The following is a 13,574-nucleotide window of genomic DNA, read 5'->3' as shown; positions in this document are numbered from 1 at the left end:
AAAATTATGACTCGCCGAAGGCACGCCGGTAGCTGCGCGGGTCGAAGCGCCGGGTCAGCGCCATCAGCGCCAGCACCAGCAGCGCATGGATCTGCCAGTCGAGCACAAAACTGCCGCTGTAATCGCGCAGCAGGCCGGAGAGGTAGGGCGTCACGCCCGCCAGTAAAAAGCCGATGCCCTGCATAAAGGCCACCAGACGCCCCGCCATCGCCGGGTGCGCGATATGATCGAGCGCCAGCACCAGACACAGCGGGAACGCGCCGCCCAGCCCCAGGCCGGCCAGCAACGCCCACAGCCACGGCAGCGTTTGCGGCTGATAAATCAGGCCGATCAACCCGACCAGTTGCATCGCCAACGCCAGCAACAACAGCGGTCGCCGGTCTGTCGATCTCGCCAACGCCGGCAGCAGCAATGCCCCTGCCACCTGTCCGGCGGTCATCAACGCCAGCAGTGCGCCGCTGGCCTGCGCTTGCCAGCCCAGCTGCATATAATACGGCGGTAGCCAGGCTATCAGGCTGGTATAGCCGCCATTAATCAAGCCGAAATACAGTCCCAGCAGCCAGGCGCGAGGATTACGCAACATGCGGGTTGCCTGCACCCACTTTGGCTGCGGCAAACGGCCAAGACCACGACTGACCACCAGCCAGACCATCGCTGCCAACAGCGCCGGCAGCGCCCACCAGGCCAGCGCGCGGTGCCAGTCCGCACCGCTGGAGGTCAGCCATGGAGTAATCGCCGCCCCCAGCCCACCGCCGCCCATAGGCCGGCCACCAGCGCCATCTGCTTGAGAAAGTGCTGCTTGATGATGCCCGGCATCATCGCCTGTATCACGCCAATGCCCAGCCCACCCAGCACCGCGCTCAGTAACAGCTGCGTGCTGCCCGGCGCCAGTTCGCGCCACAGCGCCCCCAGGCCAATTGCCAACAGGCTCAGCAGGATACCGGCTCGCTCACTGCAACAACGGCTGATGGCGCCGCCGGCCAACGCCATCAGGCCCATCATCAGCACCGGCAAGCTGGTCAGCAGCGCCGCGCCACCAAAGCTCAGCCCGGTGGCCTGGCGCAACGTCGGCAGCAGCGGGCCGATAGACGTCAGCAGGGGGCGCATATTCAGGCCAATCAGCACTAATGCGTACAGTAGAGGATTAAACCAGCGCCGCGCGATCATGGCATAACCCCTTGGTTACAAAAACGATTTAACACGATAGATCCTGAGATTTGCTAATAGGGCGAGCCGCGTCACAGCAACCATCCGCACGCTGCCACAGAGGTTGCGCTACTGTAGAAAATACAATTAGTATTGGGAAATTAAATAATAAAATGGTCAGCAGTGGAAAAATGAATCGCTATCCGATGTTCAACCCGCAGCTACTGCTCAGCTTTGTGGCGGTCTGCGACAGTTGCAGCTTTACCCGTGCTGCACAGCGGGTATTTCTTTCGCAATCCACCGTCAGCCAGCAGGTACGTCGGCTGGAGGAGATGCTCGGCAAACCGCTGTTTGAGCGTTCATCCCATCAGGTATTGCTGACCGAAGAAGGCGAGAAGCTACTCAGTTATGCCCGGCGCATCATTGCGCTGAACGAAGAGGCGCACGATGCGCTGACCGGCATCTGGCGCGACGGCGTGCTGCGGCTCGGCATGCCTGAGGATTTTGCCGTGCCGACCACCCAACTGCTGGCGCAGTTCAGCCGCCAGCATCCGCACCTACGGCTGGACGTCACCAGCGGTTTGAGCGCCGATCTGCACCATGCGTATGCGCGCGAGGAACTGGATCTGATTCTGGTCAAACAGCGCCGCAGCCAACCACCGCGTGCCGCACGACCGGAGCCGCTGCTGTGGCTGGACAGCCAGGCGTTTCCCGCCATTGAGCAAACGCCGGTACCGCTGGCGGTGTTTCCGCTGAACGGCCTGTACCGTGAGCAACTGTGCCAGGCATTGGACAATCTCGGCAAACGCTGGCGGATTAGCTACAGCAGCGCCAGCCTGGCGGCGCTCACCGCCGCCAGCGCCGCAGGGCTTGGCGTCACGCTGCTGCCTGCCGGTTGCCGGCTGCCAAGCCACCGCATCCTTGGCGCCGCCGAAGGCCTGCCACTGGTTAATGACTTCGAACTGGCGCTGTATTACCGTGACGGCGCGCCACCCACCACCGAAGCGCTGGCACAGCAGCTGGCAGCGTTTTGCCAGCTGGTTTGAGCCTCGGCTAGTGGTGATATTTTGCGGGCGGTTCAGCCAGTGTGAAGACGAACTCCCCGCCCAAAGCGCTGGCATCTGGCAAAATCATCATGCGCCATCGGCGAGCCTCCTCGTTAACACCTGCATTCTTTCGCGGGCCGGTGTCAGTACCCCACCTCGCCGTATTTCTCGCGGTATTCCCTCGGCGTCATGTCGTAGCCTTTCTTGAATACCGAATAAAAGTATTGCAGCGACGGGTAGCCGCACATTTGCGATATTTCGTTGATCGACAACGACGTGGCGGTCAACAGGTTGCGCGCGCGGTCGAGTTTTTCTTCATGAATCACGTTGTGGATGGTCTGGCCGGTTTCATCCTTGAAGCGTTTTTCCAGATTGGAACGCGACATGCCGACCGCATCCAGCACCTGTTCCACCTTGATCCCCTTGCAGGCGTGGTGGCGGATGTAATGCATCGCCTGGATCACCGCCGGGTCGCGCAGTGAGCGGAAGTCGCTAGAGCGGCGCTCAATCACCTTGATCGGCGGCACCAGAATACGCTGCAACGGCATTTGCCGCTGGTTGAGCAACTGGTGCAGCAGTTTGGCGGCGCGATAGCCCATCTGGCGCGTTCCCTGCGCCACCGACGACAGCGCCACGCGCGACAGGTAGCGCGTCAGCTCCTCGTTATCGATACCGATCACGCACAGTTTTTCCGGCACCGCGATATCCAGATGTTCGCAGACCTGCAGTAAATGCCGCGCCCGCGCGTCGGTCACGGCGATGATGCCGGTTTGCTGCGGCAGAGTCTGTACCCAATCCGCCAGCCGGTTCTGGGCGTATTGCCAGTTTTCCGGCGCGGTGGCCATCCCCTGGTAGATCACCCCCTGATACTGCTCTTGCGCCACCAACTGGCGAAAGGCGTGCTCACGCTCCTGCGCCCAGCGTTTGCCGCCTTCTGCCGGCAAGCCATAAAACGCGAAACGGTTCAGGCCCTTTTCCTTCAGGTGCATAAACGCCGCTTCCACCAGCGCATGGTTGTCGGTAGCGATGTAATGCACCGGCGGGTAGTCTTCGTCGCGATGATAGGAGCCGCCCACGCCGACGATCGGCACCTCGACGTTATGCAATAACTGTTCGATTTCCCGATCGTCGAAATCGGCGATCACCCCGTCGCCCAACCAGTCTTTGATATTATCGATGCGGCAGCGAAAATCCTCTTCGATGAAAATGTCCCAATCACACTGCGATGCCTGTAAATACTCTCCGACGCCCTCCACCACCTGCCGGTCGTAGACTTTATTGGCGTTGAACAGCAACGTAATACGGTAACGCTTTTCGAACATGTGCTTTCCCCGAAAAACAAGCTGCTCCCTGAATAGCACAGCCGTTCAGAGAGCAGTAAAAATGCGGCAAGATTTGTGAGGTAGCGCGCTTATGCCCGGCGTTTGGTCGCCGAGTCCATCCACACCGCCAGCAGCAGGATTGCGCCTTTCACGATGTATTGCCAAAACGTCGGCACATCCAGCATGCTCATGCCGTTATCCAGCGACGCCATGATAAACGCCCCCATCACCGCCCCGGCCACGCTGCCGATACCGCCCGCCAGACTGGTGCCGCCGATCACGCAGGCGGCGATGGCGTCCAGTTCGGCAATGTTGCCTGCCGAAGGTGAACCAGCACCCAAGCGTGAACTGAGGATCAGACCGGCTATCGCCACCATCAGACCGTTGATGGCAAACACCGCCAGTTTGGTACGCTCCACGTTCACACCCGACAGTCGCGCCGCGTCGATATTGCCGCCGATGGCGTAAATGCGCCGGCCAAATGCGGTGCGAGTCGCCATAAACATCCCCGCCAGCATCAACGCCGTCAGGATCAGTACCGGCGTAGGCACGCCGCGATAGTCATTCAGCAAATACACCGCACCAAGCACAATCACTGCGGTAATGCTTTGCCGGGTCACATCGCCTCCCGCCGCCGCGACCGGCAGACCCAACTGCACACGTTTGCTGCGCCGCCGCCATTGCCAGGCGACAAACAGCATCAGACCAAGCGCGCCAAAGCCGAAACCCAGGCCATCCGGCAAATAACTCTGACCGATTTGCGACATCGCGCTACTGGTCGGCGCTACGGTGGTGCCGTTGGTGATGCCGATAAGAATGCCGCGAAACGCCAGCATGCCGGCCAGCGTGACGATGAACGACGGCACCTTGCGGTACGCCACCCACCAACCGTTCCACGCGCCGAGCAGCAGACCGGCGAGCAGGGTAACCACGATAGTCAACGGCAGCGGCCAGCCGAGCCAGACGTCAAAGATCGCCGCGGCACCGCCCAGCAACCCCATCATGGAGCCAACCGACAGATCGATTTCCGCCGACACGATAACGAACACCATGCCGACCGCCAGGATGCCGGTAATCGCCGTCTGGCGCAGCAGGTTGGAGATATTGCGCGCGCTGAGATAGGCGCCCTCGGTGGTAAAGGTAAAGAACAGCATGATCGCCACGATCGCCGCCAGCATCACAAAGACTTGCAGATTAAGCGACTTGAGCGGCAGTAACGATTTTTTCTCGACCATTGGCGGCAGGCTCGCCTCAGACTGGGTATTTTTCGACATGCTTTTCACTCCTCAACGCGGCTTCCATTACCTGTTCCTGGGTCAAATTACGGTTTTCCAGCGAAGCCTTGATCTTGCCCTCGTGCATCACCAGCACCCGATCGCTCAACCCCAGTACTTCCGGCAGTTCGGAAGACACCACGATCACCGCAATGCCCTGCTGAACCAACTGATTGATTAATTTGTAGATTTCGTATTTCGCGCCGATATCGATGCCGCGCGTCGGCTCATCGAGAATCAGGATTTTCGGCTTTAACAGCAGGCACTTGGCGAGGATCGCCTTTTGCTGATTGCCGCCGCTCAGGCGACCAATCGCCAGTTCCGCCGAGGCGGTTTTTACCTTGAGCCGCGCCAGCGACTGCTGGATGGTGGCCTGTTCCTGCGCGTCGTCCAGCATCGACAGCGGGCCGCTAAACTGCCCCAGCGCCGCCAGCGTAATATTGGCGCCGACGCCCATCACCGGCACGATGCCATCCCGTTTGCGATCCTCCGGCACCATGGCGATGCCATGACGCATCGCCTGACGGCAGTTGCCGAGAGTCACCGCCAGGCCGTCAATGCGAATGCTGCCCTGCCAGCGGCCGGGATAGGCGCCGAACAGGCATTGCATGGTTTCGGTACGGCCAGAGCCGACCAGGCCGGCAACCCCCAGGATCTCGCCGCGCCTCAAGGTGAAAGACACCTCATCCACCCGGCGGATATGCCGGTTTACCGGGTGCCAGGCGGTCAGTTGATCAACCTGCAGCACCACCTCGCCAATGTCGTGCGGCGCCTGTGGATACAGTTCGGTCAGCTCGCGACCTACCATCATGGCGATAATGTCATCCTCGCTCATGGTCGCCGCCGAACGGGTGCCGATCGGCTTGCCGTCGCGGATCACGCAGATCAGATCCGAAATCGCCTTGACCTCGTTCAACTTGTGCGAAATGTAAATGCAGGCGATGCCGTGATCCCGCAGATCCTGAACGATCGCCAGCAGCGTCGCGGTTTCGCTCTCGGTCAGCGAGGCGGTCGGTTCGTCCAGCACCAGCAAACGCACCTGCTTGTTCAACGCCTTGGCGATCTCCACCAGCTGCTGCTGGCCCAGTCCCAGCTCACCGACGCGGGTATTGGGATCCACCGCCAGCTTGACCTGCGCCAGCATCCGCTGGCAGCGCAGGTACATGGCATCGTAATCCATCAGGCCAAAACGCCCCCATTCACTGCCGAGAAACATGTTTTCCAGCACCGTCATCTGTTTGACCAGCGCCAGTTCCTGGTGAATGATGGCAATGCCCTTTTGTTCGGTATCGCGAATATTTTTCGCCGTGATCAGATCGCCGGAAAAATAAATTTCGCCCTGGTAACTGCCGTGCGGATATATTCCGCACAGCACTTTCATCAAGGTTGATTTCCCCGAACCATTTTCACCACATAATGATAATACCTGGCCAGCATCCAGCTGCAGGCTGACATTGTCGACCGCTTTAACTACGCCGAATTGCTTGGTGATATTTTTCATTTCCAATAGGCAGGGCATTATTACCTCCGCGCAATGACTCGATACGGTTTATTTATCGAGATCGCTCTTTTTATGGAAGCCATCGGCAACAATGGTGCTGTCGATATTGGTCTTATCGACGGAAATTGGCGTTAATAACCAGGCTGGAACGTCTTTGCTGCCATTATTTAATTTGGCGTTGGACTTGGGTTGTTCACCGTTGCCCAGTTGCACCGCGATGCCGGCCGCTTCGTCCGCCAGCTTGCTGATCGGTTTATACACCGTCATGGTCTGGGTGCCGGCGATAATGCGTTTCACCGCTGCCAGATCGGCATCCTGGCCGGATATCGCCACCTTGCCCGCCAGCCCCTGTGCAGACAGCGCCTGAATCGCACCGCCGGCGGTCGCATCGTTGGAGGCCACCACCGCATCAATATGGTTGTTGTTGGCGGTCAGGGCGTTTTCCATGATTTTCAACGCGTTTTCCGGCAGCCAGGCGTCAACCCACTGGTCACCGACCAGCTTGATCTTGCCGCTGTCGATCAGCGGCTTCAGCACGTTCATCTGCCCCTGACGGAACAGTTTGGCGTTGTTGTCCACTGGCGAACCCCCCATCAGGAAATAGTTACCCTGTGGCACCCGCTGCACCAGGCTCTGAGCCTGCAATTCGCCCACTTTTTCGTTATCGAACGAGATATAAAAATCGATATCGGCGTTGTTGATCATGCGATCGTAGGCCAGCACTTTAATCCCTTCGCGCTTGGCCTCGCTGATGACGTTGCTCAGTACCTGGCCGTTGTAGGGGATGATCACCAGCACGTCGACGCCGCGGTTGATCATGTTTTCAACCTGCGCCATTTGGGTTTCTTCGTTGCCATTGGCGGACTGGACAAACACGTCCGCGCCCAGCGATTCGGCTTTTTTCACAAAGATGTCGCGGTCTTTCTGCCAGCGTTCCAGACGCAGGTCGTCGATCGCCATGCCGATTTTAATCTCTTTCGCGAATCCTGGTTGGCTGGCCAGCACCAGCATGGCGCAGGCAGAGAGGAATAAGTGCTTAAATTTCATCTTATATACCTTCTTTATTGAATTGTAGGGCAATAATTGAAAGGCGTTTTTATCGATTAACCTCCAGCGGATTGTTGTCGCTTATTTGTACTTCGGCAATTACTGATTTTTACCTGCTAATTACGTTTTTTGGTTTAATGTTGGTTTTATGATAGCGATCATGTTTTAACCCTGTAACATTCATCTACCGCAAATGAAAACGCCTGGCACATTCCCGCCAAGCCAAAATAATTGTCAATATGAGATCCGCCGCACATTTAATAATTCTCTGAATTTGAGTGTGAAATAACGTAATTGTGACCTGCGCCATGAACTCCGAAGATTAACGCATCCCGTACGCCGGGCCCCGTTACCAAGGAGTCGAGAATGCAACCCTATTTTGATCAACTTGAACAAGTTCGTTACGAAGGCACCGGCAGCAGCAATCCGCTGGCGTTTCGCCATTACAACCCCGATGAAATCATCCTCGGCAAGCGTATGGCCGACCACTTGCGCTTTGCCGCCTGTTACTGGCACACCTTCTGCTGGAACGGCGCCGACATGTTTGGCGTCGGCGCATTCGATCGTCCATGGCAACAGCCGGGTGACGCGCTGGCGCTGGCGAAGCGCAAGGCCGACGTCGCCTTCGAGTTCTTCCACAAGCTGAACGTGCCGTTCTACTGCTTCCATGACGTGGACGTGTCGCCGGAGGGCGCGTCGCTGAAAGAGTACATCAACAATTTTGCGCTGATGACCGACGTATTGGCGGAAAAACAGCACAGCAGCGGCGTGAAGCTGCTGTGGGGCACCGCCAACTGCTTTACCCACCCGCGCTACGGCGCCGGCGCCGCCACCAATCCGGATCCGGAAGTGTTCAGTTGGGCCGCCACGCAGGTGTTCACCGCGATGAACGCCACACAGCGTCTCGGCGGTGAAAACTACGTGCTGTGGGGCGGCCGCGAAGGTTATGAAACCCTGCTGAATACCGATCTGCGTCAGGAGCGTGAACAGATCGGCCGCTTCATGCAGATGGTGGTCGAGCACAAACACAAAATCGGTTTCCAGGGCACGCTGCTGATCGAACCCAAACCGCAGGAGCCAACCAAGCATCAGTATGATTACGATGTGGCAACGGTGTACGGCTTCCTCAAACAGTTCGGCCTGGAAAAAGAAATCAAGGTCAATATCGAAGCCAACCACGCTACCCTGGCCGGCCACTCGTTCCATCATGAAATCGCCAGCGCCATCGCGCTCGGTATCTTCGGCTCGGTCGACGCCAACCGCGGCGATCCACAGCTGGGCTGGGATACCGATCAGTTCCCGAATAGCGTGGAAGAAAACGCCCTGGTGATGTTCGAAATTCTCAAAGCTGGCGGCTTCACGACCGGCGGGCTCAATTTCGACGCCAAGGTTCGCCGTCAGAGCACCGATAAATATGACCTGTTCTACGGCCATATCGGTGCCATGGACACCATGGCGCTGGCGTTGAAGGTGGCGGCAAAAATGGTCGAAGACGGCCAACTGCATCAGCAGGTCGGCAAACGCTATGCCGGCTGGAACGGCGAGCTGGGCCAGCAGATCCTGCAAGGAAAACTGTCGCTGGAAGCCTTGGCGAAGTACGCCGAACAGCATAATCTGGCACCGGAACACCGCAGCGGGCATCAGGAGCTGTATGAAAATCTGGTAAACCGTTACCTGTTCGGTTAATTGGTGACACGCGGCGGCCAGGCGGCCGCCGTTAAGCAAAAGGATCCCCTATGTACATTGGCATCGATCTCGGCACCTCCGGCGTGAAGGCCATTCTGCTCGATGAGCAGGGACAGCTGCTGGCCAGCCACAGCGAGGCGCTGACGGTTTCCCGCCCGCAGCCGCTGTGGTCTGAGCAGGATCCGCAGGCCTGGTGGCACGCCACCGATCGCGCCATGCTGGCGCTCGGCAGCCAGCACGCGCTGCAACAGGTACGGGCTATCGGCCTGACCGGTCAGATGCACGGCGCCACCCTGCTGGACAAGCAACAGCGGGTGCTGCGCCCGGCCATTTTATGGAATGACGGCCGCAGCGCCGAGCAGTGCCAGGCACTGGAGCGTGCGGTGCCGCACTCGCGCGCCATCACCGGCAACCTGATGATGCCCGGCTTCACCGCGCCAAAATTGCTGTGGGTGCAGCAGCACGAGCCGCAAATCTTTGAGCAAATTGATAAGGTGCTGCTGCCAAAGGATTACCTGCGTTGGCGCATGACCGGTGAGTTCGCCAGCGACATGTCCGATGCGGCCGGCACCCTGTGGCTGGACGTGGCGCGGCGCGACTGGAGCGACGACTTGCTGGCCGCCTGCGGCCTGAGCCGCGAGCAGATGCCGACGCTGGTCGAGGGCAACCAACTGACCGGGCAACTGCACGGCGAGCTGGCACAACGCTGGCAGTTGCCGCCGGTGCCGGTGGTGGCCGGCGGCGGCGACAATGCCGCTGGCGCCATCGGCGTAGGGCTGTATCAACCGGGACAGGCGATGCTGTCGCTCGGTACCTCTGGCGTCTATTTCGCCGTCAGTGATGGCTTCCTCAGTAACCCGGCCAGCGCGGTGCACAGCTTCTGCCACGCGCTGCCCGAGCGCTGGCACCTGATGTCGGTGATGCTCAGCGCCGCTTCATGTCTCGACTGGGTATGCCAACTGACCCGGGTTGACGATGTCGCCACGCTGCTGCGCAACGTCGAACAGGCGCCGCCGGCGGAAACGCCAGTCTGGTTCCTGCCGTACCTGTCCGGCGAGCGCACCCCGCATAACAATCCGAACGCCAAGGGCGTTTTCTGGGGGCTGACCCACCAGCATGGCCCAAATGATTTGGCACGCGCGGTACTGGAGGGCGTTGGTTTCGCGCTGGCTGATGGCATCGATGTGCTACACGCCAGCGGCCTGCAACCCAGCAGCATCACGCTGATTGGCGGCGGGGCGCGCAGTCCGTTCTGGCGGCAAATGCTGGCAGACATCAGCGGCCAGCGGCTGGAATACCGCACCGGCGGCGACGTCGGCCCGGCGCTGGGCGCGGCGCGGCTGGCGCAGATCGCCCTCAATCCGCAGCGTCCGCTGGCCGAACTGTTGCCCGCCCTACCGCTGGAGCAGCTCCACACGCCGGATGCCGAACGCCATCAGCACTATGCCGCACGGCGCGACACCTTCCGCCAACTGTACCGCTGCCTGTTGCCGTTGATGTAACCGAGTCAGGGTCGCATCCCGGCCCTGCCTCTGCCGATGCCCGGCTGGCGATGAGCACGGAAGCTATCATTGCCAAATCGAATAATCACCAGTGATAAATGTCACTGCCAACCGGCGCATTCCTTTCTTAGATTGGTGGCTGTATTTGCAGCACTTCACCTCTGGATTAAGGAATTGAACGTGGAAAACACCCAACAAAGCCGCAGAGCTTTCCTGGCGCAGACCGGGAAGATCACCACCGCCTGCGCGGTGATTGGCCTGACCGGCGGCGTCGCTCACGCTGCCGAGCCGACCGCCGCCCGCGGCGAGGCACCGTCCACCGCGGCGCCACTGACCGCGCGCCATTACCTGCTGAGCAATGTCCGGCTGGAAGACGGCTTTGAATACGACGGCGATACGGTGATTGGCACCCGCACCGCGCTGTATACGCTGGAAATCAACGACGGCAAGATTGCCGCGATTCACCCGGCCAATGCGCAACTCGACGCTACGCTGCCACGCTATCAGGCCAACGGCCTGTTACTGCTGCCGGCCATGCGCGATATGCATATCCATCTCGACAAAACCTTTTACGGTGGCCCATGGCAGGCACCGCGCCCACGTCAGGGCAAAACCATCATGGATATGATTGCGCTGGAGCAGAAACTGATCCCAACGTTATTGCCAACCTCGCAGCAACGGGCCGAAGGGCTGATCGCGCTGCTGCAATCAAAGGGCAGCAGCGTCGCGCGCAGCCACTGCAACATCGATCCGGTCAGTGGGCTGAAAAGCCTGGAACACCTGCAACGCGCGCTGGAAAAACACCGCGACGACTTCAGCTGTGAAATTGTCGCTTTCCCGCAGCACGGCCTGCTGCACTCCAAGGTTGACGGTCTGATGCGCGAAGCCATGCAGATGGGCGTGCAGTACGTTGGCGGTCTGGATCCGACCAACGTCGACGGCGCAATGGAAAAGTCGCTGGATGCCATGTTCCAGATCGCCCTCGACAGCGGCAAGGGCGTGGATATTCACCTGCACGAAACCAGCCCGGCCGGCGTGGCGGCGATCGATTACATGATTGCCAGCGTAGAAAAAAACCCGGCGCTGCGCGGCAAGGTCACCATCAGCCACGCCTTCGCGCTGACCACCCTCAGCCCGGGAAAACTGGCGGAAACCGCCACTCGCCTGGCCGCCCAGCAGATCACCATTGCCTCCACGGTGCCGATCGGCAGCCTGATGATGCCGCTGCCACAGCTGTCGGAAAAAGGGGTATTTGTGATGACCGGAACCGACAGCGTGATCGACCACTGGTCACCGTTTGGCAGCGGCGATATGTTGGAAAAGGCCAATCTGTATGCCCAGCTGTATCGCGGCTCGGATGAGTATCATTTGTCGCGTGCCATGGCGATCGCCACCGGTAACGTGCTGCCGCTGAACGATGCCGGCCAGCGCGTCTGGCCGCAAGTGGGTGATGACGCCGGTTTTGTGCTGGTCCACGCCAGCTGCTCCGCCGAAGCGGTCGCGCGCTTGCCGCCACGCAGCGCCACCTTCCATCAGGGGCGTCTGGTGTACGGCAGCCTCGACAAGGCGTAACCCACACCGGCGCTAGCGGGCGGCTATCGGCGCAGCTGCCGCTGCCCGCCCGCTATCATGACACCAGGCGGCGCTTGTCCAGCCTCTGCAAACCAATGGACAACAGCAGGCTCAGACCGAGCGCGACGCCAAACACCCACAGAATATCCAGTAGCGGATAGCGGCTGATGACCCAGCCCTGATTACGCATAACGTTGACGATAATGGCGTGAAAACCGTATATCGCCAGCGAATGTCGGGAAAAAACGCTTAACCAGCCCACCGGCTGCGACAGGTGGTTTTTGCACCACACCAGCATCGATAGCGCGGCGATAAACACCAGCGGACCGCTGTAGATGTAATAGGTGTCGGCGAAGTTACCGTTAATCTGCGTCTGGTGCCCGGTGCCAAACGCGATCAGCGCCACGCAGGCAACGAACGCCACCACCGCCAGGGCGCTGATGCCACGGTATTGCGTGTTCATTATGCCAATCGCCCGACCCGCCAGCGCGTACAGCAGGTAGTAAAAGGTGTCGCCATGGATATAGAGATTCACCGGCAGCAGGCGCACATTATCGGCAGTCAGCGTCGGGGTGTTCGGGTTGGCGACGACCGCCAGGATCGCCATCGCCGTCGCCAGATAACCGCCAGAAACCGCTTTGACGCCGATCAGCGGCGAAAGCAGGTAAATCACCACAATGGCATAAAAAAACCACAGGTGATAAAACACCGGCTTCAGCAGTAGGCTGCGCAGCGACGGCCAAAAGCCGATCTTGGTGAAAAAGGCGATGTAAATCAGCGCAATGATGCTATAGAACAGGATGCAGCAGCCGATGCGCACAAAATGCTTACGGTTGGCGCTGCGCTCGCCAAAAAACAGAAAGCCGGAGATCATGAAGAACAGCGGTACCGCGACGCGCGAGAGGGAATTCAACAGGTTGGCGCTGTCCCACACCGACGGTGCCACCGTCAGTGGGTTGGTCACGTAGTAGGTGGTGGCATGGATCATCACCACCATCATGCATGCCATGGCACGCAAGTTATCGATCCAGCCTATTTTATTGCTCATCCCCGCCCTTGTATGGTGTTTAACGTCAACAAATTAACCACGCAGGGTATAGAGTGCCAAAGCGGGCGACAAGTCAAAAACGCAATATCAGATTCGGCTTAACGGCGTTGATCAAACACAAACGCAACGTGCTGGTCATCCAGGTATCTGATCGTCACCTCGCTGCCTTGCTGCACTTTTGAGGAGTAAAAAGCCGGAATGGTGTCCTTGCCTTCCACCTCGCGGGTAACCCCCTGTTCCTGCCATGACAGCCGGTAGCGGATATTGACGGTGCCGTTATCGTTGGAACTGCGGTAATGCACCTCTTCTACCCGCGCCAGCAGGGTGCGCCCCTGCGTTTCTATCTTGTGATCGCGGTAAAAAAGATGCGCCAGATAGCCAAAAAAACCCGCAAAAATAATCACCGAAATCAAAATCGCAAACTTCATCA

Annotated in this window: 10 protein-coding genes and 1 pseudogene; 4 read left to right on the top strand and 7 right to left on the bottom strand. The window is 59.2% G+C overall.

From position 1 onward, the window contains the following. Positions 1-4: 4 nt before the first annotated feature. Positions 5-1,167, bottom strand: a pseudogene (locus ACCC84_RS16250) (cyanate transporter). Between the two features lie 170 nt (positions 1,168-1,337). Between ACCC84_RS16250 and ACCC84_RS16245 the strand changes: the two are divergent. Then, complete coding sequence (locus ACCC84_RS16245) at positions 1,338-2,192, top strand: LysR family transcriptional regulator (RefSeq protein ID WP_371902066.1); 855 nt, start codon at positions 1,338-1,340, stop codon at positions 2,190-2,192. Positions 2,193-2,335: 143 nt separating this feature from the next. Here ACCC84_RS16245 and xylR read toward each other — a convergent pair whose 3' ends face one another. From xylR to xylF, 4 genes are all read right to left on the bottom strand, one after another. Continuing rightward, positions 2,336-3,514: a D-xylose utilization transcriptional activator XylR gene (gene xylR / locus ACCC84_RS16240; RefSeq protein WP_039991500.1), complete on the bottom strand. Its 1,179-nt coding sequence runs from the start codon at positions 3,512-3,514 to the stop codon at positions 2,336-2,338. Between the two features lie 89 nt (positions 3,515-3,603). Beyond that, positions 3,604-4,788 (bottom strand): xylose ABC transporter permease XylH, encoded by a 1,185-nt coding sequence (gene xylH, locus ACCC84_RS16235; protein WP_371902065.1) that lies wholly within the window; start codon positions 4,786-4,788, stop codon positions 3,604-3,606. Beyond that, entirely contained in the window at positions 4,766-6,307 is a 1,542-nt protein-coding gene (locus ACCC84_RS16230; RefSeq protein ID WP_371902064.1) for a xylose ABC transporter ATP-binding protein, read from the bottom strand. The genes xylH and ACCC84_RS16230 overlap by 23 nt, the downstream gene beginning before the upstream one ends. Before the next feature lie 30 nt (positions 6,308-6,337). Then, a complete protein-coding gene (xylF, locus tag ACCC84_RS16225) occupies positions 6,338-7,336 on the bottom strand; it encodes a D-xylose ABC transporter substrate-binding protein (RefSeq protein ID WP_004957128.1) in 999 nt (332 codons plus the stop codon). Between the two features lie 366 nt (positions 7,337-7,702). On the opposite strand from xylF, the gene xylA reads away from it, so the two are divergent. The 3 genes from xylA (at position 7,703) to ACCC84_RS16210 (ending at position 12,096) form a co-directional block, all read left to right on the top strand. Further along, positions 7,703-9,022 carry a xylose isomerase gene (xylA, locus tag ACCC84_RS16220; protein WP_004957122.1) on the top strand — a complete coding sequence of 440 codons (1,320 nt, stop codon included), beginning with the start codon at positions 7,703-7,705 and terminating at the stop codon, positions 9,020-9,022. A gap of 50 nt (positions 9,023-9,072) precedes the next feature. Then, entirely contained in the window at positions 9,073-10,524 is a 1,452-nt protein-coding gene (gene xylB, locus ACCC84_RS16215; RefSeq protein WP_004957120.1) for a xylulokinase, read from the top strand. Between the two features lie 180 nt (positions 10,525-10,704). Then, on the top strand, positions 10,705-12,096 hold the full coding sequence (locus ACCC84_RS16210; protein ID WP_198773568.1) for an amidohydrolase family protein: 1,392 nt from the start codon (positions 10,705-10,707) through the stop codon (positions 12,094-12,096). A 55-nt stretch (positions 12,097-12,151) separates the two neighbouring features. Here ACCC84_RS16210 and ACCC84_RS16205 read toward each other — a convergent pair whose 3' ends face one another. Together ACCC84_RS16205 and ACCC84_RS16200 are read right to left on the bottom strand one after the other, a co-directional pair. Continuing rightward, positions 12,152-13,144: an acyltransferase gene (locus ACCC84_RS16205; protein WP_371902063.1), complete on the bottom strand. Its 993-nt coding sequence runs from the start codon at positions 13,142-13,144 to the stop codon at positions 12,152-12,154. Positions 13,145-13,242: 98 nt separating this feature from the next. Continuing rightward, a complete protein-coding gene (locus ACCC84_RS16200) occupies positions 13,243-13,572 on the bottom strand; it encodes a DUF3592 domain-containing protein (protein ID WP_004957112.1) in 330 nt (109 codons plus the stop codon). Positions 13,573-13,574 lie beyond the last annotated feature (2 nt).

It is taken from the genome of Serratia odorifera, from assembly GCF_041448735.1.
Lineage (GTDB): Bacteria > Pseudomonadota > Gammaproteobacteria > Enterobacterales > Enterobacteriaceae > Serratia_F > Serratia_F odorifera.
This window is presented reverse-complemented; position numbering and strand designations above follow the sequence as displayed.

What these genes read in the sequence shown, in the direction of transcription:
- ACCC84_RS16245 (WP_371902066.1), top strand. Translation starts at nt 1,338, where the DNA reads ATGAATCGCTATCCGATGTTCAACCCGCAGCTACTGCTCAGCTTTGTG.
- xylR (WP_039991500.1), bottom strand. Translation starts at nt 3,514, where the DNA reads ATGTTCGAAAAGCGTTACCGTATTACGTTGCTGTTCAACGCCAATAAA.
- xylH (WP_371902065.1), bottom strand. Translation starts at nt 4,788, where the DNA reads ATGTCGAAAAATACCCAGTCTGAGGCGAGCCTGCCGCCAATGGTCGAG.
- ACCC84_RS16230 (WP_371902064.1), bottom strand. Translation starts at nt 6,307, where the DNA reads ATGCCCTGCCTATTGGAAATGAAAAATATCACCAAGCAATTCGGCGTA.
- xylF (WP_004957128.1), bottom strand. Translation starts at nt 7,336, where the DNA reads ATGAAATTTAAGCACTTATTCCTCTCTGCCTGCGCCATGCTGGTGCTG.
- xylA (WP_004957122.1), top strand. Translation starts at nt 7,703, where the DNA reads ATGCAACCCTATTTTGATCAACTTGAACAAGTTCGTTACGAAGGCACC.
- xylB (WP_004957120.1), top strand. Translation starts at nt 9,073, where the DNA reads ATGTACATTGGCATCGATCTCGGCACCTCCGGCGTGAAGGCCATTCTG.
- ACCC84_RS16205 (WP_371902063.1), bottom strand. Translation starts at nt 13,144, where the DNA reads ATGAGCAATAAAATAGGCTGGATCGATAACTTGCGTGCCATGGCATGC.
- ACCC84_RS16200 (WP_004957112.1), bottom strand. Translation starts at nt 13,572, where the DNA reads ATGAAGTTTGCGATTTTGATTTCGGTGATTATTTTTGCGGGTTTTTTT.